The sequence below is a fragment of the Marinobacter salexigens genome (genome assembly GCF_002806945.1).
Taxonomy (GTDB): domain Bacteria; phylum Pseudomonadota; class Gammaproteobacteria; order Pseudomonadales; family Oleiphilaceae; genus Marinobacter; species Marinobacter salexigens.
The window spans coordinates 239,499-260,442 of the sequence record NZ_NIHC01000005.1 but is presented as its reverse complement, the minus strand read 5'-3'; the positions used below and the strand labels follow the sequence as shown (position 1 = coordinate 260,442).

Below are 20,944 nucleotides of genomic sequence, written 5' to 3'. Positions count from 1 at the left end.
TATGAGATCTATATATAGCAAATTCTGACGGTCTTGCCTGTCAACTTATGTATCCTTTGGTTCAGTGTCCTCACGCTCGGTAACGGTGTAGGGCAGCGGTAGCGGCTCTAACAAGGCTTTCGGCAGACCATCTGGCCGCAGATCGCCGCTGGCTGCGTTATGGCGGATAACTGCAAGCAGTTCACAGGAGCCATCATTAAAGCCCACTGTGTTGACCACCTCGCCCACAGAGCGATCACCCGCCAAAATGGATGTTCCCGGCGCGGGTAGTGAACTGGTCTCCGCGACACGAAAGCGAAACAGGCTTTTTTTAAGTTGCCCGAGAAAGTGCATCCTGGCGATGATTTCCTGGCCGGTGTAACAGCCTTTCTTGAAATGTACGCCGCCAAGATGCTGCCAGTTAAGCATTTGCGGCACATAGGCTTCGCTGGTATCTGCGCTCAGCATGGGTACGCCGGCCGCAATCTCAGAGGCTTGCCAGTCGGAAAGGGTTTTCTCAGGGATGCTCTCCAGTTCCAGGTCACTTGCATTGGTTTGCCACAGTTCAAAGCGAGGTAACCCGTCTGCCGTATTTTCTGTGCGGATCAGAAACCCGCAGTCCAACGCAATAGTATCTCCAGCAGTTGCCAGGCTACTCAGCTCTTCTCCCGCAAGGCATGATGCAGCGTCGTTACCCAGCAAACCGATGATTCTTCCATCAGCCTGGATGGCCATAGTGGTGCCACGAAACAGCATCATGAATTTGCGCAGGTGAGCCATGATTGGCTCTGCTAACTCGCATGGAAGGTCAAGCAATACGTCTTCACCATCACGCAGCAGTCGGGTCAAGCAGTAGGCTCGGCCCTTTGGCGTGGCTCCTGCAGCACGGGGTGAGCTGCCCGTTTTGACATCATCAAGATTCTGGCTTAACTGGCCCTGCAGGAACTTGTCGGTGCTTGGGCCGGAGACGCGAACCAGAACCCTGTTGGTCAGCAGGATGCGCCCCGACTTCGGTGGTGGGCTTTCGGCAGATGCGTAAACAGGCGTGGCTGAAACAGGTGTTTCTGTACCAGTCATGGAAAAACTCCGGGCAAAATTCTATTCAGAGGATTGCTGAGCGCGGCCCAGTCTGAGCCACAGTCTCAGGCGACGAAACTGGTCTTCGGGCAGGTTTCCGGTAATCCGTTTGCCCGAGAGTAACACAACCGGATATGAAGAAGATCTGGAGGCGACGGGTTTGAGTTTCAAGAGCGCGATCCTGGAACTGATGCGGCTTGAACGGCATGCGCTCACAGCTACAGCTTGCCCATTGCCGAGTCGTGCGTAGAGTGTATTTTGATCGAGATACAGTCCTAAAACCGCGGAAGGCCCTGCAAGCAGGCCATTCAGCCGGTATTGGAGTAGGGCGCCCACTATGGTCAAAGGAGCCAGCGCGTGCATCCAGGTTTTTCCAGCCAGCCCCGCAACCAACAGGAAGGCGCTGGCGACCAACCAGGGTGCGGCTGCCAGGCAGCCGGCCGCTGCACAGCGTGACAGGGTCAGGTCAATCTGGCTGGACACGGGTCAGGATGATGTCAACGATACGTTGCAAGTCGGCATCATCAGGGCGGCTGCGTTGCATAAACCACTCGAACATATCGGTGTCTTCGCACGTCAGGAGTTTTCTATAGCGTTCCTGATCCTCAGCATCCAGGCCGAGATAAGCCTCTTCCAGAAATGGAATCAACAGGACATCCAGTTCCAGCATGCCGCGGCGGCTGTGCCACCATAGGCGTTTGAACTCCGGGCTGTCGGAAGTACCTTGGGTGTCTTGCATAATTACTCTCTTGGTCATTCCCTTTACGGTGAAGGGGTTCTGTAGGTCGTTGGTATCAGTACGGTATCACGGGCTTCGTGCAGTAGTCCCGGATAATCCAAAGTGTAGTGCAGGCCCCGACTTTCCTTGCGCTGCAGTGCTGAGCAGATAATCAGATCCGACACGGTGACCAGGTTTCTGAGTTCCAGAAGGTCGTTGGTTACCCGATAGTTGCTATAAAACTCACTGATTTCAGCGGACAGAAGGTCTACCCGGTGTTTGGCCCGCTGCAGGCGCTTCGTTGTGCGCACGATGCCCACATAGTCCCACATAAAGTGCCGTAGTTCGTCCCAGTTGTGGGAAATCACAACATCTTCATCTGAATCACGTACTTGGCTTTCATCCCATGGCGGAGCGTCTGGTGGGGGTGGGATGTCTGCTTCTCTGCGCGCAATGTCGGCGGCGGCCGCCCGGCCGTAAACCAGACACTCCAGTAGGGAGTTGCTTGCCATGCGGTTGGCACCATGGAGTCCCGTAAACCCTGCTTCACCTACAACGTAGAGTTGATTGATATCGGTTCTTGCCCGCTCATCGCTGACAATGCCGCCACAGGTGTAGTGTGCTGCCGGCACAACAGGTATGGGCTCTCGGGTGATGTCGATGCCAAATTCCAGGCATTTCTCGTAAATAGTGGGGAAATGATGCCGGATGAAGTCATCAGGCTTGTGACTTATGTCGAGGTACAGATGGTCCGCTCCCAAGCGCTTCATTTCATGGTCGATGGCTCTGGCTACTATGTCCCGCGGGGCGAGTTCTCCGCGCTTGTCAAAGCGATCCATGAAGCGGGAGCCGTCTGGCAGCTTCAGCAATCCACCTTCGCCCCTCACCGCCTCTGTAATCAGGAATGATTTGGCGTGGGGGTGGTACAGGCAGGTCGGGTGGAACTGGTTAAACTCCATGTTGGCCACACGGCAGCCTGCACGCCAGGCTATGGCAATGCCATCGCCCGAGGCGCCATCAGGGTTGGTTGTGTATCGGTACGCCTTGGAAGCACCTCCGGTTGCAATCACGGTGAAGCGCGCCCTGAACAACTCCACATGGTTGTCTTCAAGGTTCAGAATGTAGGCGCCAACACAGCGGTTCCCTGGCAGAGCCAACTTGCGGTTGGTAATCAGATCCACAGCAACACGCGCTGATCTGAGCTCAATATTGGGGCGAGCCTGTGCCTGGGCGGTCAAGGTTGTCGATACGGCGTACCCGGTGGCATCGGCTGCGTGAATGATGCGCCGGTGGCTGTGTCCGCCTTCGCGGGTAAGGTGGAATTGTGCATCTGTATCCCGGGTGAAATCAACGCCTGTGCCAATAAGCCAGTCAATGCTTTCTTTGCTGTGATCTACCGTAAAACGAACGGCGTCTTCGCTGCAGAGTCCACCGCCTGCCGCTAGAGTATCCTGAACATGGTTTTCGGCGCAGTCCTGGTCGTCCAGAACGGCGGCTATGCCGCCCTGAGCCCAGAGAGTGGCACCACTGCTTATGCCGGCCTTGCTGACTACGCACACCTTCAGGTGCTCTGGCAGGTTGAGTGCAACGGTCAAGCCGGCAGCACCGCTGCCAATAATAAGTACATCGTATTCGTAGGACTGTGGCATCGGGTCGTTGTCGCGGGCCATAATGTAGACGTGTATTGAACTAAACTTTACGCTTGCTGTCTATTTGGCCTGACGGATAACGTACCTCACGGGTAGGGTTGTCCTTTCTTAAAATGGGTGCCGGATAGAGAGTATGAGCCATCAGAAACTCGTAGCGGCCGAAATACTGGCCATGAAACCGGAGAGTACCGGCACATCGACCATGGCCTCAAATGATCAAAATCATGCTGAGCAGTCAGACCGTCAGACCGACCTGCAACTTGTTCGCAAAGTCCGGAACGGGGATCGCGCAGCCTTTGATTTGCTGGTTGTTAAATACCAGTCAAGGGTGGCGTCTATCATCAGCCGATATGTTTATGACAGCCAAGAGGTCATGGACCTGACCCAGGAAGCATTCATCAAAGCATACCGTGCTATTGATCGCTTTCGTGGTGACAGCGCATTTTACACATGGCTGTATCGTATTGCGGTAAACACCGCGAAAAACCATCTCGAATCCCGAAGCCGGAGGCCCCAGGGAAGCGCTGATTCAGCTGAAGCCGAGAATTTTGACGGTGGGCGGCGGTTGCGCGACATTGCCTCGCCGGAGCGCTTGCTACAACGGGAACAACTGCAGAAAGAGCTGAGCAAAGCTATAGCAAAACTGCCAGAGGAGTTGCGGTCAGCCTTCCTGCTGCGGGAGTACGATGGCCTCAGCTATGAGGATATCTCGCGAATATTGGAGTGCCCTGTCGGAACTGTGCGCTCGCGTATTTTTCGGGCCAGGGATGCTGTTGATCGGCACCTTGGGCCCCTGCTCAATCATTCGATGACGTAATTGAAGGTGCATCCTATGGATGATCGTCTCAGAGAAACATTGTCGGCTATGATGGACGACGAAGCTGACGAGTTGTCGGTCCGGCGCTTGTTGTCTCATGATAATCAGGCCGAAGTCTGTGCCCAGTGGCAGCGGTGGCAGGGTGTGCATGATCTTATGCACCGGGGTCACTCACCGGCTGAGGGCGTTGATGTAAGTGCGGCAGTGCGTGAAGAACTGGATGGACGCGCGAGACAGCAAGCGCCGGCCATATTGCGGCACACAAAGTCGCCACGACGATGGCAGTGGCCAGCCGCGGCAGCAATGGTTGCTGCTGCTTTACTGGTAGGCTTTGGCGCAGGTTCAGGCTGGGATGCCAGTGAGACCTCCCTGGATGCTCTGGCATCTGCCCCCGTAACAGAGCAGCTTACAACAGAGTCACCAGACATTGCTGCGCCAGTTCAGGAAGTTGCACTGCAGGGCCTTGATGAACAACAGTGGGAGCATATGAGTCGCTATTTGCTGGAGCACGCTCAGCACAACAGTGTAGGGGCGGGGCAGGGTTCGGTAGGCTACGCCCGTCTTGTCAGCGCAAGTGGCGGCTATTGATAGCAGAGTGTGAAGGTGTCCATGAGCAAAGCCCGTTATTTTGGTTTGAGCCTGGCTGAATTGCCATTGTTTCTCGTCCTCCTGTTAATGCTGAGCACAGCCATGCCGGCACACACGGCTGCCAGCGAGAAAACAGCAGCGGATTGGCTTGAGCAGTTGGGACCAGCCCTCAATATGACGTCCTATCGAGGCGTGTTTGTGTACGCGCGGGGCTCCAATGTTCATTCCATGCAGATTGCTCATCGATATCATAATGGCATTGTTGAGGAGAGGCTTGTCCTGCAGGACGGAGGCAGTGGCGAGATCGTTCGCAGGGATATGAATGTGGTTTGTGTGCTCCCGGAGCAAGGTAAGGTGCAGCTGGATGAAATTATTCCATCGGGTCCGTTTGCCGAGGCCTTTACTAGCCAGTTGATTCCCGTAAACCAGTGGTACAGGGCTGAACTCAAGGGCGAGGACCGCATTGCCGGCTATGAGGTGGTCACTGTTTCGCTGACCGCGAAAGACCGGCACCGATATAGTCACAGCCTTTGGCTGGAAAAAACCACAGGGCTTCTGGTAAAAAGCCACGTGCGTGCTGCTGATGGCGAGGTGCTGGAGCACTTCCAGTTTACCAGCCTGGAAATTACTGAAGATATCCCCGATGGCGAGTTGGTAATCCGCACTGAGGGCCGTGAAGTTTCTCGCACTCTGGGTGGTGCTGGTGCACAGGAGGGGTTTTCAAAGGCGTCGCGTATGCATGGCTGGCATCTTGATTGGCGCCCGGAAGGATTTGAACCTGCCGCCGCGCCAGGCTCTGGCAAGGGGCAGGCAGTTGCGTTTTCCGACGGGCTGGCGGCATTCTCTGTGTTTGTTGAGCCTGCGGGTAAAGTCAGTATGCCTACAGGGGCTTCGCGCATTGGAGCGACAACGATCTATATGCGCCAACTGGAAAGCGGGAACAACGCGTTTTTAGTGACCGTGGTAGGTGAGTTGCCCCCGGCTTCGGCGCGTCAGGTTGCCGAGTCGGTGCGAATAGATGAAACATTTGTGCTGGGTGTGAACTAAACGTGATTACGGAGACCGGAAAAGTTGTGGCTGTTACGGAAGGCTACGCCTGGGTTCAGACCATTCGAGCCAATGCCTGCCAGAGCTGTTCCGCGCGCCATGGTTGCGGGCAGAAGCTGCTGGCCACAGCCACAAGCGGTCGTGCCAATCAGGTTCGCGTTGTTAATTCGGTGAACGCCCAGGTAGGTCAGAGCGTGACACTGGGTATTGGTGAGAGCGCCCTGCTTGGTGCTTCGTTGCTGGTGTATGCGCTTCCGCTACTACTAATGGTAGTGGCTAGCTTGGCTGGACACCAGTTATTCGGGGGCAATGATTTTGCTGCAATGACTGGCGCGGCGGCCGGTCTTGCAACTGGCTTTGCGATAAGCCGAAAATTACAGCGCCGGAATGCCGGTAGCTATGAACCCAAACTGCTTCGGGTTAACCAAATCCCGGCCGGAGCGGTTTCCCACACAGACTCGTTAACATGACTTACAGGGGATCCTGATATGCTGAGATTGATACCAGCAATTAACCGGTTTTCCCCGGCATCACTCACTCAGAGGGTGCCGGCTTCTGTACTGATGATGCTGCTTTCGATTGTGCTTGTTGTCTGGAGTCAGGCTGCTTCTGCGCGGAGCTTGCCAGACTTTACCGAGTTGGTTGAGGAAAATGCCGATGCTGTCGTCAACATAAGTACTACCAGTGCTCCCGCCGCTGGTAACACACGCTTTCACGGTTTGCCTTTTGATGAGCGACAGCTCGATCAGTTGCCCGAGTTTTTCCGGGAGTTCTTTGGTGGACCGCAGTCACCCTTTGGTGGCGGACCAGGTGGCTCCCAGCCGCGTCGTTCCATGGGATCCGGATTCATTGTGTCTACTGATGGTTACGTGCTGACCAACAACCATGTTGTTGAAGGGGCCGATGAAATAATTGTGCGGCTCAATGACCGTCGTGAGTTGCCGGCAACATTGGTTGGCACCGATCCCCGCTCGGATATGGCGGTTTTGAAACTCGAGAACGGGGATGATTTGCCGGTTGTGAAAACCGGGCGGTCCAAGGATCTGAAGGTGGGTGAGTGGGTGTTTGCCATAGGTTCACCGTTTGGCTTTGATTACACCGTTACCGCGGGCATTGTCAGCGCGTTGGGGCGTTCACTGCCGTCAGAAAACTATGTGCCGTTTATCCAGACAGATGTGGCCATCAATCCGGGCAACTCAGGTGGTCCACTGTTCAATCTGGATGGTGAAGTGATTGGCATCAACTCCCAGATCTACACCCGCTCCGGAGGATTCATGGGGGTGTCCTTTGCGATTCCCATTGATGATGCCATGAGCGTTTTTCGCCAGATCCGTGATAAGGGTGCGGTTTCTCGTGGTTGGCTGGGCGTGCTGATTCAGGAAGTTAACCGTGATCTCGCCGAGTCGTTTGGACTCAAGCGCCCAAGAGGAGCCTTGATTGCCGAGGTGATGGATGGCTCGCCAGCTCAGGCTGGCGGCTTGCGGTCCGGCGATATTGTTCTTGAATACGATGGTGACGACATTCATCTTTCGTCAGATCTTCCGCCCATGGTTGGCCGCACCCCGGTGGGAGAGTCAGCTCGCCTGACGGTTCTTCGCGGTGGCAAAGAGATCACGCTGAACGTAGAGATCGGCCAGTTGCCTGATGAGCGTAGTGCTCAGCAGTCGGCCCCCTCAGGTGGTAGTTCCTCCACGGCGCCTCTGGGGCTCACCGTTGAGCCTTTGCCCTCGGATCTGGCTGATTCTATTGGGGTATCTGGTGGCGTTGTAGTAACGAACGTTGGCAGAGGTCCAGCATACAATGCCGGCATTCGCGCCCGGGATGTGATCACCGAGATCAACAGAAAGGCAGTATCGTCGGTAGAGGATTTCCGGAAGGTTGTCAGAGCCTTGCCGGAAGGGCGGGCAGTCTCAGTTCGCGTTGTGCGCCAGGGGCGGGCTGTTTATCTGGTTATGAAACCCTGATACTGCTGATCCGACCGCCCGTATTTAATGATGAAAGCCTTCAGGCCTGATGCAAAAAAACGACAGGCCTGGAGGCTTTTGTTATACTGGCACTCTAAAATAACCAATAATAAGAGCGGCCACGGAATGGACCAGGTTATATTATGATGAACAGAAAGGATCTCCCTCTCCTGCAGCTTCTGAAGCCCCGTAATGCCTGGCTCGCCTGGTTGCTTCTGGTCGTGGCCGTTGCTGTAACCATCGCTTCCTGGCAGTTTTCCATTCGCCTCGTAGAAGATCGTACGGAAGCCAGGTTTCGAACCCAGTCACTGCAATTGAAAACGGCAATTGAAGAGCGCTTGCTTAACTATGAGCAGGTATTGGCCGGCAGTGCCGGGCTCTTTGCGGTTACGGGGGATGTGTCCCGAGACGAGTGGCGGGAATATGTTCGAAATGTAGACATAGACCGCTATTATCCGGGTATTCAAGGCATAGGCTTTGTTCAGCGCATTGAAGTGCGTGACATGGCTGATCACATTGCTTCCGTGCGGGCCGAAGGTGTGTACAAGTACTTGGTGAAGCCACTGGGAGTCGGGCCTTACTATTACCCTATGGTGTACCTGGAGCCGGGAACCGAAAGCAATCGGCGGGCGCTTGGCTACGACGCTTTCAGTGACCCGGTTCACCGTAAGGCCATGGAGCAATCCCGGGACAATGCTATTCCGACGTTAACGGGCAAAGTGGTTCTGGTGCAGGAAGAGATGGAGGAAGGGCAGGCCAGTTTCCTCATGTATTACCCGGTTTATCAGGGTGGAGATGTGCCCGACATACGGGCCGAACGGCGAATGATGTTGGCAGGTTTTGTATTCAGTGCCTTTCGCATGAACAACCTGCTTGACGGTATCGTCGGCTTGATTTCGCCTTTTCTGGATGTCCGCATTTACGATAATGGCGACGCGGTCCGCGAAAACCTGATGTACGGCTCAAACCTCGGTTCACTGGACGACCAGTTCAGTTTCGACATGAGTCAGGTCGTAAGCCACGGCGGGCGTGACTGGCTTCTGCAAACCCGCTCCACTCCCGCATTCGATTATCTGGCGTCGGATCCACGGCCATCCATAGTACTGGGAACCGGCATTGTGATAAGTCTGCTGCTGTTCATCGTAGCTTTAGTGCTGATCCGCTCGCGGCTCATGGCGCAGATCAGTGAAGGACGTTATCGCGCCATTACCGAGGGCGCAGCCAATGTGACGCTGGTTATGGATGAGGCGGGTACACCTCTTTACGCCAGCCCGTCGAGTTTCGATATTCTCGGGTTTAAGCCCGGTGAACTACAAGCGCTTGCATTGGAAAAACTTGTGCATGAGGACGATTGGTCGCAGTTGAAGGAGGGATTTGATGAGGCGGTAAAGGCGCCAGGTAAACAAATGCCGGTTATCCGGGCGCGTATTTACGACGCTAATCACAACTGGCGCGACATGGAAGGCACCTATACGGCCATGCTGACTGTACCCGGTGTGGACGGCGTGGTGCTCAGCCTGCGAGATCTTACCCAGCTTAAGGCAGCCCAGTCTGAGTTGCACCGGTTGGCATTCTACGACCCGCTTACCGGAATGGCTAACCGCCAACTGTTCAAAGATCGTCTCAATAACGTCGTGCATCGAAGTCGGAGAAGTGGCGAGCCGGCTGCCCTGATGTTTTTGGACCTCGATGGTTTTAAACGCATCAACGATACTCTTGGTCACGATGCGGGCGACGAGCTTTTGTGCCAAGTGGCAGCCTGGCTTGAGGGCTGTGTGCGTGAGGAAGATTCTGTGGCCCGTTTGGGTGGCGATGAATTTGTTGTATTACTGTCGCAAATCAGTGGTGCAGACGCGGCGGGCAAGGTTGCCGAAACCATTCTGCGCAGGCTATGCCAGAGGATTCGTCTGAACGATCATGAAGTCGGGATTACGGTGAGCATTGGCATCACCATGATCCCCCATGACAGTGAAGACCCGGGAACCCTGATGAAATACGCAGATCTGGCCATGTACCGGGCCAAGGAAATGGGCCGGAACACTTACCAGTTCTTTACGCCCTCGATGAACATAAAGGCTGCTCGACGCTTATTGCAGCAGGAAGAGTTGGCAGCCGCCCTGGAAGGTGAGCGATTTGTTTTGCACTACCAGCCTAAAATAGATCTGGCGAGTGAACGAGTGATTGGTGTTGAGGCCTTCCTGCGGTGGCATCACCCGGAAAAAGGCCTGGTATCGGCACAGCAGTTTATAAACCTGGCCGAAGAGACCGGCCTGATTGTGAGCTTGGGTGAAATGGCTCTGCGCCAGGCCTGTATCCAGGTGCAGGCGCTGGAGCGGGCGGGTTTTGAAGACTTGAAAATGGCGGTAAATCTTTCTGTGAGGCAAGTAACGGACACCTGCTTCCTTGATATGGTTCGCCAGGTGATCACCGAGACCGGTGTTTCCCCTGAAAAGCTTGAGCTGGAAATGCCGGTAGAGTTATTGAATGAAGATCCGCGTATGCTGCGCGAGCTGCTTGTTTCACTCAATGATCTTGGTGTTTGCCTGATTCTGGATGATTTTGGTGCAGGCTCTTGCTCTCTGGTTGCCTTACAGCAGCTCCCCCTTGATGTGATCAAAATTGATCACCGGTTCATTCGGGACATCCCCTATAATGTCAGTGCAACCGATGTGGCGTCTGCGGTTATTGCGCTGGCGCAAAAGCTCCACCTTACTGTTGTGGCTGAAGGTGTCGAGACTCCGCAACAGCTGAGCTTTCTGAAATCCGCCGGATGCACCCAGTGTCAGGGTAATCTGTTCAGTTACCCGCTCGATGAAGATGCGCTGATCGGCTTCCTTATTAGACAATATGAACGTCCGGTTATTTCCTGAACATGGCAATGATGGCCGGTAACCGGTAAAATCACGCCGGTCCCGGATACTGGTAATGGCCTCTCCGGGCTCAATCCTTCGTCTTTATTATGAGTATTCATTGTCTGTGACTGAACTGAGCCGAATCCGTAACTTCTCTATTATTGCCCATATCGACCATGGCAAATCCACCCTTGCAGACCGTTTTATCCAGATCTGCGGCGGCCTGACCCAAAGGGAAATGGCCGCGCAAGTACTGGATTCCATGGATCTGGAGCGGGAGCGGGGCATTACCATCAAGGCCCAGAGCGTTACGCTGCATTACACGGCGCGGGATGGCGAGGTCTACAAACTGAACCTTATTGACACCCCGGGGCACGTGGATTTTTCCTATGAAGTGTCGCGTTCGCTCTATGCTTGTGAAGGCGCGCTGCTGGTTGTAGATGCTGGTCAGGGCGTTGAGGCCCAGTCGGTCGCCAACTGCTACACGGCCATCGAGCAGGGTCTGGAAGTTGTACCGGTACTGAATAAAATGGATTTGCCCCAGGCCGAGCCGGAGCGGGTAGCTGCGGAAATAGAAGATATCATCGGGATTGATGCGTCAGATGCGGTGCGCTGTTCTGCCAAGAGCGGAATGGGCGTAGAAGATGTTCTGGAAGACCTCATCAAGAAAATTCCGGCGCCTCAGGGTGATCGATCTGCGCCGCTGCAGGCTTTGATCATCGATTCCTGGTTCGATAACTATCTGGGTGTCGTTTCGCTTGTCCGGGTTACCCAGGGTGTTATGAGAAAAGGCGACAAGATTGTTCTCAAGTCGACGGGCAAGGCTTGGAGCGCCGATAAAGTAGGGATTTTTAACCCCAAGCCTCACGACACGAATATACTGGAAGCCGGCGATGTAGGTTTTGTGGTTGCTGGTATCAAGGATATCCACGGTGCGCCGGTTGGCGATACCATTGTGCACCACAAGTTTTCCGAAGAAACTCCCATGCTCCCGGGGTTTAAAAGGGTTCAGCCCCAGGTGTATGCCGGTCTGTTCCCTGTAAGCGCGGATGATTACAACGATTTCCGTGATGCGCTTGAAAAGCTTACCCTGAATGACGCTTCCCTGTTCTATGAGCCTGAAAGTTCAGACGCTCTGGGCTTTGGGTTCCGCTGTGGCTTCCTTGGCATGTTGCACATGGAAATCATTCAGGAACGCCTTGAGCGCGAATACGATATAAACCTGATTACCACCGCACCCACTGTTATATACGAGGTGTTGACCAAACAGGGCGAGACCTTGTCGGTGGACAGCCCCTCAAAGTTGCCGGATGTTGGCTCAATTGAGGAAATGCGGGAGCCTATTGTTGAAGCAAGTATTCTGGTCCCCCAAGAGCATTTAGGTAACGTTATAGCGCTCTGTGAAGAGAAGCGTGGCGTGCAGAAAAATATGCATTTTACGACCAATCAGGTGCAACTGACCTACGAGCTACCCATGGCCGAAGTGGTGCTCGATTTCTTTGATCGCATTAAGTCAGCCAGTCGCGGTTTTGCCTCTCTTGACTACCATTTTGTCCGTTTTCAGACGGCGAATCTGGTGCGCCTGGATGTTCTCATAAACGGTGATCGGGTAGACGCTCTGGCGCTGATTGTTCACAAAGATCAGTCTCACTACAAAGGGCGTCAGCTCATAGAGAAGATGAAAGAGCTGATTCCCCGTCAGATGTTCGATATAGCTATTCAGGCAGCTATCGGTAATCAGGTGGTGTCCAGGGTCAGTGTTAAGGCACTGCGGAAAAACGTAACGGCAAAATGTTACGGCGGCGATGTCAGCCGAAAGAAAAAGCTGCTCCAGAAGCAGAAGGAAGGTAAAAAACGCATGAAGCAGGTAGGAAATGTCGAAGTACCTCAGGAAGCGTTCCTTGCCGTGTTGAAAGTCGATAATTAGAAGGCATCTTGATGGATATTGATTTTCCTCTGGTTCTGGTTGTTTTGACCCTGGTGTCAGGGTTGATCTGGCTGGCAGATATTTTGTTTTTGCGTAAGCGCCGCCTTGCAGAAGCTCCTGCAGATACCGCTGATGATCTACCTAAAGAGCCGTACCTGGTTGACCTCAGCCGTTCGTTTTTCCCTGTACTGGCGGTTGTTCTCATCCTCAGATCTTTCCTCGTGGAGCCCTTTCAGATTCCTTCGGGTTCCATGCTGCCGACTCTGGAGGTTGGCGATTTTATTCTGGTTAACAAGTACGCCTATGGGTTACGCCTGCCAGTTGCCGGAACCAAGGTTTTCAGCATCGGAGAGCCTGAAAGAGGCGATGTAATGGTCTTCCGCTATCCCGAAGACGGCAAAACCAATTACATCAAGCGGGTGGTTGGTTTGCCTGGGGATACAGTGAGCTACCGTAACAAGGAGCTGCACATTAATGGCGAGAAGGTTGAAAGCGAATTTGTGGTGCGTCTGCCACCGGTGGAGGTACGCCGGGAAAAACTGGGTGAGGCAGAGCACGATGTTTTCCTGACCATGGGACGCCCGGGTGCTGCCGGAGAGGGTGAGTGGCAAATACCCGAAGGTGAGTACTTCATGATGGGTGACAACCGCGACAACAGTAACGATAGCCGTTATTGGGGCACGGTGCCCGATGAGCTGATTGTGGGTAAGGCCTTTGCAATCTGGATGCACTGGAAATCCCTCACCAGTCTGCCATCCTTCAAGCGGGTTGGCGGCATTGAGTAATATTTACTATTCCGGAGTTCCGATGTAATGAAGAAGAATAATCTCTCGGCTATGAGCCGCCAAGGTGGTGCTTCAGCGCTTGTTATCCTGATTATGGTGCTGTTTTTTGGCAGCTTGCTCACACTGCTGATTAAAGTTGGGCCGGCGTATATGGACGATTATACCATTCAGGAAGCACTTCAGAGCCTAGACGGTACCGAAGGCCTGTCACGGATGGGACCCGCTCAGATTCTTACGCTAATCAATAAGCGCTTGAGCGTGAATAGTATTCGCAGTTTCGACACCCAAAATATCACGGTCGAGAAAGATGGTGAGCTTGTTTTGATTGGCGTGGACTATGAGGTCCGTACTAATATTTTTCGCAATATTGACTCCATTGTTCACTTTCAGCACAGCTATGAGATGAAGGGTAAGTGAGTTCGCAACCAGACCTCGATCAACTGCAACGGCGCATTGGCTATCAGTTCAAGTCGCCGGAACGCCTGATGCTGGCGCTTACGCACCGGAGTTATGGCAACCAGAATAATGAGCGGCTTGAATTTCTTGGCGACTCCATTGTTAATATGGTGATTGCTGAGTATTTGTTCCTGAATTTCGATAAAGCCCGGGAAGGCCACTTGAGCCGGTTGCGGGCGCGAATGGTAAAGGGGGTAACCCTGGCGGAAATTGGCCGGGAGTTCGAGTTGGGAAGCTATTTGAGGCTAGGCTCCGGCGAGCTGAAAAGCGGGGGTTTTCGCCGCGAATCCATTCTTGCGGATGCAGTAGAGTCAGTCATTGGTGCTATATACCTGGACAGTGATTTTCACACTTGTCGCGAACAGATATTGCGCTGGTTTGAACCCCGACTGAAGCAGCTCGATCTTCAGGATACCCAGAAAGACCCTAAAACCCGTCTACAGGAATATCTGCAGTCCCGGCAGTTTCCACTGCCGAGATACGATGTCATTACTGTAAACGGTGAAGCCCATAACCAGACATTTCATGTGTCCTGTGTGTTGCCTTCCCTGGATCGAAAGACCAGTGGAGTGGGCAGCAGCCGCCGCATAGCGGAGCAGGAAGCAGCCCGTAGCGCGCTGAAACAACTCGGCGTGGAGACACCCTGATGAATGATATTACCCGCCCGGAAAACCCTGATAGCCGTTGTGGCTTTGTTGCGATAGTTGGCCGCCCCAATGTGGGCAAGTCGACATTGCTGAATCATATTCTTGGGCAGAAGTTGAGCATTACCTCCCGTAAACCACAAACCACACGCCATAAGGTTTTGGGTATTAAAACCGAAGGCCCGGTACAGGCGATTTATGTAGACACACCGGGAATGCACGTGGAAGAGCCGCGGGCTCTGAACCGTTATATGAACAAAGCCGCTACCTCGGCACTTTCTGGCGTGGATGTTGTTGTCTTTGTGGTGGATCAGCTTGCCTGGACAACGGCTGACGAAATGGTGCTGGAAAAATTGAGCAAGCTTGAGTGTCCGGTTATTCTGGCGGTAAATAAAGTAGACCGGATTGAGAAGCGGGAAAACCTGTTGCCGCACCTGGACATGCTTTCCAAAAAGCGGAACTTTGCCGAGATTATTCCGATGTCGGCATTGAAGGAAACTAATTTGGAGCCACTGGAAGAGGCGGTGAGCCGCTTCTTGCCAGAGAGCGTTCACTTTTATCCCGATGACCAGATAACCGATCGCAGCGAGCGCTTTATGGCGTCAGAAATGGTGCGGGAAAAAATCACTCGTCAGCTAGGCGCTGAGCTGCCTTACTCTGTTGCCGTGGAAATTGAAGAGTTCAAGCATGATGGCAAAACCCTGCACGTATCGGCGTTGATTCTTGTGGAGCGAGAAGGTCAGAAAAAAATCATGATTGGCGATAAAGGTGACCGGCTTCGTAGTATTGGGCAGGAAGCCCGAGCCGATATGGAGCGCATGTTTGATAGCAAGGTCATGCTGAAGTTGTGGGTGAAAGTGAAGCGTGGCTGGGCCGACAGCGATCGTGCTCTGAAAAGTCTGGGCATGAACGACTTCTAAAGCCGCCATGCCCGCTGAGGCACTATGAGAAAAGATGCGCAACACCAGGAGCCAGCCTACGTGATTCACCGCCGGCCCTGGCGGGAAACCAGTCTCATGGTAGACCTTTTTACCCTGAACCATGGTCGTCTCAGTGTTATAGCCCGCGGTGCCAGTGGTAACAAGAGTCCTCTGAAAGCTCAGCTCCAGCCCTTTCAGCCATTGGTGCTAGGCTGGACCGGGCGCGGCGAACTGAAAGCCCTGACGGATGTAGATGTTCGTGATGGCCCGGCGTTACAGCGCACGGTAGCTCTCTACAGCGGGCTGTATATGAATGAACTGATACAGCGCGTACTGCCACAGGCAGACCCTCACCCAACTCTCTTTGCCGCATACATTGAAGCAGTTGCGCAGCTAGCACAAACGCCGGATGTAGAGCCGGTACTGCGAAAATTTGAGCAGGCATTTGCAGCCGCTCTCGGGTACGATTTTTCCTGGGATCTGGCGATGGACACAGGTCAGCCTGTTCTTGCCACGCACACCTATTGCTACGACCCTGAACAAGGTATTGTTGCTGCTGCCACAACGGGCGTGCGTTTGCAGAACTTGCCCGGGGAAACGCTACTGGCCCTTGCCGGTGGAGATTACGAAACCACGACAAGCCGCCGGGTATCAAAGCGAGTGATGCGCGTCCTGACAGATTATCTGCTTCAGGGGCGACCGCTGAACAGTCGCAGTCTTTTCAATCACCATAGGGGAGAACGACATGAGTCCTAGAGTATTGCTTGGTGTCAATATCGATCATATTGCCACCTTACGTGAGGCCCGGGGAACGCGTTATCCCGATCCGGTTCACGCTGCATTGATTGCAGAAGAAGCAGGCGCAGACGGGATTACTATTCATCCCAGGGAAGATCGACGCCACATCCAAGATCGTGACGTGCTGCTGCTGAAAGAAATGCTGCAGACCAAAATGAATCTCGAGATGGCTGTTACCGATGCCATGCTGGAGTTTGCTGAGAAAATTCGCCCCGAGTGTGTGTGCCTGGTTCCGGAAAAGCGGGAAGAGCTGACAACTGAGGGTGGTCTGGACGTTGTTGGCCAGGAAGAACGAGTGGCGAAGGCATGTAAACGTCTAGCGGAAATTGGCGCTGAGGTTTCCCTGTTTATTGACCCTAACCCGGAACAGATTGACGCGGTTGTTCGCTGCGGTGCGCCGGTAATCGAATTGCACACGGGCGAGTACGCTGAGGCGGTGGGTGAGGAAGCCCAAGAAGCAACGTTCAAGGCCTTGGCAGAGGCAACAGCCTATGCCCGAAGTAAAGGCCTTATTGTAAACGCAGGACATGGCTTGCACTATCACAATACCGAGCGGATTGCGGCTATCCCAGGTATTAACGAGCTCAATATTGGACACGCGATTATAGCCAGAGCGGTGTTCAGCGGCCTCAAAGAGGCTGTTCAAGATATGAAAGCAATTATTGTCCAGGCGAGCACGCAAGGCTGACCGGTACTTCAACGTGCAGTTACACCACCATCAGCTGGTTTCAGCCCGCTGGTGGTGTTCCCGGAACATGCTCTGCCAATCGGTCTGGTCACTCCAGATTTGCAAGCGCTCAATAGCTGACATCAGCTGATCTTTCTGTAGCTCCATGTCTGGTTCAGAGCGCTTCAGTGCTGTTTCAAAGCGGTTTGCGGCATTGCGGAGTTCCGGAACGCCGCAATAGCGCGTGGCACCGTGAACCTTGTGCACGCACTCCAGCAAGCCCTCGAGATTCCCTTTGCCCCAGAGCCGCTCAATGTTGTTGAAATCTGCTGGCAATTGTTCCAGCAGCATGCTGAACAGCTCCTCTGCTAAATCTGCTTTGCCTGCAGCCAGTTGAATACTTTCATGCACGTTGACGCACTCCCGCTGCATTTTCCGGGTAGAGGGTCTGAGGGCGCGCCTTGTATCCCGTACTTCGGGTACAGGAATACGGCCTGTTTGGCCCGAGCCTTGGCATAGATAACCGGTGCATTCAAATATGGTTTCTGCCAACTGCTCGCTGCTGATGGGCTTGGGCATATAACCGTCAAACCCTTGGCGGGTCAGCCTTTCCTGTTCATCAGACAGGGCGTGTGCCGTTAGTGCAATGATGGCAGTTCTGTGGTTACTGTTATCCAGTTCACGAAGTCGCGCGGTTGTTTCCACACCGTCCATGCCCGGCATCTGTAGATCCATGAACACCAGGTCAAAAGCCTTTTTCCTGGCTTTGCTCAAGGCTTCAAAACCGCTGGACGCACCCTCGGCATCTACTTGATAGTCGTCCAATAAGGTCATGACCAGCTTCAAATTGGCGTCGTTGTCGTCTACTGCCAGCACCCGGGGCACATTCACAGGAGCGGGCAGGCGCGCGGAGTGATCCTGGCGCGAAATACCTTGCCCGGACGTATTAATGCCATGGACCAGGAGCAGTAGCTCATCGTACAGAGCATCGCGGCGTATGGGCTTCGTCAGGTGGCCGCTGGCGAGCCCTGCTAGAGGAGTGTCGTGGATTTCCAGAGTTGGCGTCAGCAGCAGTGTGCGACAGTCCCGCTCAATCTCTATGGCTCTTACCAGCCCGCAATACTGGCTCGAATTCAGCAGGTGTCGGGTAATCCCAACGATGGCTACGGCATAACCTGACTGGCTCTTCTGGGCTTCTTCTATTTTCTCCTGCATGGTGCCCGGACATGTAACGCGATCAACCGTCATGCCCCATTCGCGCAGATGGTGCTCAACGGCAAGACCACAGGTTTTCTGATGCTCCAGATATATAGCCCGCTCGCCCTGCAGAGCGTCTCGTGGGGCGCCGGCCTCGCCACCCGAAGAAAGCTCGGGTGTCAGTGTGAACCAGAAGGTGGAGCCTTTACCCAGCTCACTTTCCAGTCCAATCTGGCCTCCCATTTCTTCCACCAGGCGCTTGGAAATTGCGAGCCCAAGGCCGGTACCACCATATTGCCTGGCAGTAGAGGCATCTGCCTGGCTGAATGCGTTAAACAGTGACTGTTGCTGAGCCCGGGACAAACCTACCCCGGAATCTGTAATGCTCAGCCGGAGGATGACGCGGTTGTTTTCCTTGTCCTCGTCTTCAAGGCTTGCGCGCAGCACTACCTCACCGGTCTGGGTGAACTTGATCGCATTGTTAACCAGGTTGGTAATCACCTGCTTTACCCGCAAAGGGTCACCCATGATGTTATCCGGCACGTCGTTGTACACCAAGGGTACAAGGTCCAGGTTTTTGCTGTGGGCTGCAGGGGCCAGCATCACCATCACTTCTTCCACTATGTCTCTTAGTTGGAAGGGAACGCGATCAAGAATCAGCTTGCCAGCCTCTATTTTGGAGAAGTCCAGAATGTCGTTAATGATGGTGAGCAGGATTTCGGAAGATTTGCGTATGGTGCTCAAGTGGTCCCGTTGCTGGCGGGGTAGAGGGCTTTTGAGCAGTAGCTCGGTAAAGCCGATAATGCCATTGAGCGGGGTGCGGATCTCATGGGACATGTTTGCCAGGAATTCGGACTTTATTCGGCTGGCCTCGAGAGCCTCCTTACGAGCGAAATCCAGTTCAATGTTCTGAATTTCAATGGTCTCCAGGGTTTCTCGCAAGTCTTCAGTAGCTTGATCAATATTTTGTTGCATTTCGGCCTGGGCTTTACTCAGCTCCTCTGCCATGGCGTTCAGGCCAGATTCCAGTTGTTCAAATTCCGGGCCTGCGTTCGTATGAATCCGGGTGTCGAGTTTGCCTTCTTTCAGCTTTGCAACGGCTTCGTTGAGCTCGAAAACGGGGCTGGTGAATGCACGGCTGAGGCGCATGGCAATTAGCAGGCTGAAAACAACGCCGCCAAGAACCAGCAGCAGGGATATCAGCAGGGCTTTGTAGGTTTCTTTCTCTGTTCGGATATGGGACATCTCCACAGCAACCCAGCCCAGAGGTTCTCTTTGCTCCATGGTAGGCTGCTGAGGGTCCGGGGCACTCATGGACTGGATCATCAGGTCCTGTAGAAAAACCGGGTTAACAAAACGGGTGCTGGTTTTTCGGGTAATACGGCTTGCCTGGTCGCTGGCAAGTTCCTGGCTGTCGAGGTTGTCGGAGCTGCCGGGGCCGGTGTGCAACAGGCGGCGGCGGTCGCTGTTGAAGAAGGTGATTGAGCGCACATCCTGTTCTTCCAACAGGGCGTTGGAAAGGCTGCTCAGCAGACTGCGGTTTGCTGTAAACAAACCATACTCCGAGCCGGCCGCCAGCTGGCGGGAGAGCGACTCGCCACGATCCTCCAGCAGGCTTTCAATATTGTTAACCCAGCTATAGGTAAAAAACAGCCCAAGCATAAGGGTGGTGATAAGGGTGGGAACAAGCGTTACCACCAGTACTTTTTTGCGAATGCCCCAACGTCGCATACCAGATTCCTGCAGCTAACTTAACACCGCCGGCTGAGCGGGTTACGTCCTTGTAATAGTAGTTCGTCCGGGCACAGGTATCTTTGGTAAACATGCCGGCCGAACGGGAAAAAACACTACACATATAGCCTTCAGTCATGGATTTAGCCAGAAGCTGTATTGGGCGACCGGGGCTATAAGGCGTATCATGCCAGCCCAAAAGTGTACCACAGGGTTCATATATGCATTTTCCTACGATAGAAGATTTTGTCGGGCATACGCCTCTGGTTCGATTGCAGCGCCTTCCTGGTGACACCAGTAATGTGATTCTGGCAAAACTGGAGGGTAATAACCCCGCAGGCTCTGTTAAAGACCGGCCAGCCATGGGAATGATTCAGGAAGCCGAGCGCCGGGGTGAAATTAAACCTGGTGATACATTGATTGAGGCTACAAGTGGAAACACCGGCATTGCGCTGGCCATGGCTGCCGCTATCAAGGGCTATCGGCTGACACTCATCATGCCATCCAACATGAGCGAAGAGCGCCGGGCGTCCATGAGGGCCTATGGTGCCGAGATCATTACCGTAAGCCAGGAGGAGGGCATGGAAGTTGCCCGTGATATGGCTTTGAAAATGGATGCGGAAGGTAAAGGCAAAGTGCTGGATCAGTTCAACAACCAGGACAATCCTTTGTCCCACTATCGCACAACTGGCCCTGAAATCTGGGAGCAGACCGCAGGGCGAGTAACGCATTTTGTTAGCTCGATGGGTACCACGGGCACTATTATGGGTGTTTCCCAGTACCTGAAAGAACGCAATCCCGATGTAGGCATTATAGGATTGCAGCCAAAGGAAGGCGCCTCTATACCAGGAATTCGCCGTTGGCCAGAAGCCTACCTGCCCGGCATATACGACGCGACCCGCGTGGATCAAGTGCTTGATATTGGACAGCAAGAGGCTGAAGACACAATGCGTGCGCTTGCAGAGCGGGAAGGAATTTTCTGCGGCGTGTCATCCGGGGGCTCCATTGCGGCCGCACTCAGGCTCTCCGAACAGGTTGAAAACGCGATAATCGTGGCCATTATCTGTGATCGCGGCGACCGCTATTTATCCACTGGCGTGTTCCCCGGCGCCTGAATCTGACGACACC

19 protein-coding genes are annotated in these 20,944 nt (G+C 53.9%); 14 read left to right on the top strand and 5 right to left on the bottom strand.

The genetic code is table 11. The features are described 5' to 3' along the window. Positions 1 to 45 precede the first annotated feature (45 nt). The 4 genes from ygfZ to nadB are packed head-to-tail and all read right to left on the bottom strand — an operon-like array spanning position 46 to position 3,423. Complete coding sequence (ygfZ, locus tag CDH47_RS11375) at positions 46 to 1,056, bottom strand: CAF17-like 4Fe-4S cluster assembly/insertion protein YgfZ (protein WP_100640014.1); 1,011 nt, start codon at positions 1,054 to 1,056, stop codon at positions 46 to 48. A 21-nt stretch (positions 1,057 to 1,077) separates the two neighbouring features. Next, positions 1,078 to 1,539: a hypothetical protein gene (locus CDH47_RS11370; protein WP_100640013.1), complete on the bottom strand. Its 462-nt coding sequence runs from the start codon at positions 1,537 to 1,539 to the stop codon at positions 1,078 to 1,080. Beyond that, on the bottom strand, positions 1,523 to 1,795 hold the full coding sequence (locus CDH47_RS11365) for an FAD assembly factor SdhE (RefSeq protein WP_100640012.1): 273 nt from the start codon (positions 1,793 to 1,795) through the stop codon (positions 1,523 to 1,525). Before CDH47_RS11365 ends, CDH47_RS11370 begins: the two co-directional genes overlap by 17 nt. A gap of 23 nt (positions 1,796 to 1,818) precedes the next feature. Further along, positions 1,819 to 3,423, bottom strand: coding sequence for an L-aspartate oxidase (nadB, locus tag CDH47_RS11360; protein ID WP_193601656.1), 1,605 nt, complete (start codon positions 3,421 to 3,423; stop codon positions 1,819 to 1,821). A gap of 133 nt (positions 3,424 to 3,556) precedes the next feature. Here nadB and rpoE point away from each other — a divergent pair, with 133 nt between their 5' ends. From rpoE to pdxJ, 13 genes are all read left to right on the top strand, one after another. Further along, positions 3,557 to 4,240 carry an RNA polymerase sigma factor RpoE gene (rpoE, locus tag CDH47_RS11355; protein ID WP_100640010.1) on the top strand — a complete coding sequence of 228 codons (684 nt, stop codon included), beginning with the start codon at positions 3,557 to 3,559 and terminating at the stop codon, positions 4,238 to 4,240. Positions 4,241 to 4,255: 15 nt separating this feature from the next. Continuing rightward, on the top strand, positions 4,256 to 4,828 hold the full coding sequence (locus tag CDH47_RS11350; protein WP_100640009.1) for a sigma-E factor negative regulatory protein: 573 nt from the start codon (positions 4,256 to 4,258) through the stop codon (positions 4,826 to 4,828). A gap of 21 nt (positions 4,829 to 4,849) precedes the next feature. Then, the gene (locus CDH47_RS11345) at positions 4,850 to 5,875 is read left to right on the top strand and encodes a MucB/RseB C-terminal domain-containing protein (protein WP_100640008.1); all 1,026 of its coding nucleotides are present in this window, start codon (positions 4,850 to 4,852) and stop codon (positions 5,873 to 5,875) included. Positions 5,876 to 5,877: 2 nt separating this feature from the next. Further along, the gene (locus tag CDH47_RS11340; protein WP_100640007.1) at positions 5,878 to 6,345 is read left to right on the top strand and encodes a SoxR reducing system RseC family protein; all 468 of its coding nucleotides are present in this window, start codon (positions 5,878 to 5,880) and stop codon (positions 6,343 to 6,345) included. Between the two features lie 93 nt (positions 6,346 to 6,438). Beyond that, the gene (locus CDH47_RS11335) at positions 6,439 to 7,839 is read left to right on the top strand and encodes a DegQ family serine endoprotease (protein WP_239985747.1); all 1,401 of its coding nucleotides are present in this window, start codon (positions 6,439 to 6,441) and stop codon (positions 7,837 to 7,839) included. 143 nt (positions 7,840 to 7,982) lie between these two features. Then, the gene (locus CDH47_RS11330) at positions 7,983 to 10,709 is read left to right on the top strand and encodes a bifunctional diguanylate cyclase/phosphodiesterase (protein ID WP_100640006.1); all 2,727 of its coding nucleotides are present in this window, start codon (positions 7,983 to 7,985) and stop codon (positions 10,707 to 10,709) included. Positions 10,710 to 10,815: 106 nt separating this feature from the next. Beyond that, entirely contained in the window at positions 10,816 to 12,618 is a 1,803-nt protein-coding gene (lepA, locus tag CDH47_RS11325; protein WP_100640188.1) for a translation elongation factor 4, read from the top strand. A gap of 11 nt (positions 12,619 to 12,629) precedes the next feature. Then, positions 12,630 to 13,403 carry a signal peptidase I gene (gene lepB, locus CDH47_RS11320; RefSeq protein WP_100640005.1) on the top strand — a complete coding sequence of 258 codons (774 nt, stop codon included), beginning with the start codon at positions 12,630 to 12,632 and terminating at the stop codon, positions 13,401 to 13,403. A gap of 27 nt (positions 13,404 to 13,430) precedes the next feature. Then, positions 13,431 to 13,820: a DUF4845 domain-containing protein gene (locus tag CDH47_RS11315; protein ID WP_100640004.1), complete on the top strand. Its 390-nt coding sequence runs from the start codon at positions 13,431 to 13,433 to the stop codon at positions 13,818 to 13,820. Next, on the top strand, positions 13,817 to 14,506 hold the full coding sequence (gene rnc / locus CDH47_RS11310) for a ribonuclease III (RefSeq protein WP_100640003.1): 690 nt from the start codon (positions 13,817 to 13,819) through the stop codon (positions 14,504 to 14,506). Before CDH47_RS11315 ends, rnc begins: the two co-directional genes overlap by 4 nt. Next, entirely contained in the window at positions 14,506 to 15,423 is a 918-nt protein-coding gene (era, locus tag CDH47_RS11305) for a GTPase Era (protein ID WP_100640002.1), read from the top strand. The genes rnc and era overlap by 1 nt, the downstream gene beginning before the upstream one ends. 24 nt (positions 15,424 to 15,447) lie before the next feature. Next, positions 15,448 to 16,179 carry a DNA repair protein RecO gene (gene recO, locus CDH47_RS11300; protein ID WP_100640001.1) on the top strand — a complete coding sequence of 244 codons (732 nt, stop codon included), beginning with the start codon at positions 15,448 to 15,450 and terminating at the stop codon, positions 16,177 to 16,179. Then, positions 16,169 to 16,909 carry a pyridoxine 5'-phosphate synthase gene (gene pdxJ / locus CDH47_RS11295; RefSeq protein ID WP_100640000.1) on the top strand — a complete coding sequence of 247 codons (741 nt, stop codon included), beginning with the start codon at positions 16,169 to 16,171 and terminating at the stop codon, positions 16,907 to 16,909. Before recO ends, pdxJ begins: the two co-directional genes overlap by 11 nt. A 30-nt stretch (positions 16,910 to 16,939) precedes the next feature. Here pdxJ and CDH47_RS11290 read toward each other — a convergent pair whose 3' ends face one another. Further along, a complete protein-coding gene (locus CDH47_RS11290) occupies positions 16,940 to 19,816 on the bottom strand; it encodes an ATP-binding protein (protein WP_100639999.1) in 2,877 nt (958 codons plus the stop codon). Positions 19,817 to 20,037: 221 nt separating this feature from the next. Between CDH47_RS11290 and cysM the strand changes: the two genes are divergently transcribed. Further along, positions 20,038 to 20,931, top strand: a complete 894-nt coding sequence (gene cysM / locus CDH47_RS11285; RefSeq protein ID WP_100639998.1) for a cysteine synthase CysM — start codon at positions 20,038 to 20,040, stop codon at positions 20,929 to 20,931. Positions 20,932 to 20,944 lie beyond the last annotated feature (13 nt).

What these genes read in the sequence shown, in the direction of transcription:
- ygfZ (WP_100640014.1), bottom strand. Translation starts at nt 1,056, where the DNA reads ATGACTGGTACAGAAACACCTGTTTCAGCCACGCCTGTTTACGCATCT.
- CDH47_RS11365 (WP_100640012.1), bottom strand. Translation starts at nt 1,795, where the DNA reads ATGCAAGACACCCAAGGTACTTCCGACAGCCCGGAGTTCAAACGCCTA.
- nadB (WP_193601656.1), bottom strand. Translation starts at nt 3,423, where the DNA reads ATGCCACAGTCCTACGAATACGATGTACTTATTATTGGCAGCGGTGCT.
- rpoE (WP_100640010.1), top strand. Translation starts at nt 3,557, where the DNA reads ATGAGCCATCAGAAACTCGTAGCGGCCGAAATACTGGCCATGAAACCG.
- CDH47_RS11350 (WP_100640009.1), top strand. Translation starts at nt 4,256, where the DNA reads ATGGATGATCGTCTCAGAGAAACATTGTCGGCTATGATGGACGACGAA.
- CDH47_RS11345 (WP_100640008.1), top strand. Translation starts at nt 4,850, where the DNA reads ATGAGCAAAGCCCGTTATTTTGGTTTGAGCCTGGCTGAATTGCCATTG.
- CDH47_RS11335 (WP_239985747.1), top strand. Translation starts at nt 6,439, where the DNA reads ATGATGCTGCTTTCGATTGTGCTTGTTGTCTGGAGTCAGGCTGCTTCT.
- CDH47_RS11330 (WP_100640006.1), top strand. Translation starts at nt 7,983, where the DNA reads ATGATGAACAGAAAGGATCTCCCTCTCCTGCAGCTTCTGAAGCCCCGT.
- lepB (WP_100640005.1), top strand. Translation starts at nt 12,630, where the DNA reads ATGGATATTGATTTTCCTCTGGTTCTGGTTGTTTTGACCCTGGTGTCA.
- CDH47_RS11315 (WP_100640004.1), top strand. Translation starts at nt 13,431, where the DNA reads ATGAAGAAGAATAATCTCTCGGCTATGAGCCGCCAAGGTGGTGCTTCA.
- era (WP_100640002.1), top strand. Translation starts at nt 14,506, where the DNA reads ATGAATGATATTACCCGCCCGGAAAACCCTGATAGCCGTTGTGGCTTT.
- recO (WP_100640001.1), top strand. Translation starts at nt 15,448, where the DNA reads ATGAGAAAAGATGCGCAACACCAGGAGCCAGCCTACGTGATTCACCGC.
- pdxJ (WP_100640000.1), top strand. Translation starts at nt 16,169, where the DNA reads ATGAGTCCTAGAGTATTGCTTGGTGTCAATATCGATCATATTGCCACC.
- CDH47_RS11290 (WP_100639999.1), bottom strand. Translation starts at nt 19,816, where the DNA reads ATGCGACGTTGGGGCATTCGCAAAAAAGTACTGGTGGTAACGCTTGTT.
- cysM (WP_100639998.1), top strand. Translation starts at nt 20,038, where the DNA reads ATGCATTTTCCTACGATAGAAGATTTTGTCGGGCATACGCCTCTGGTT.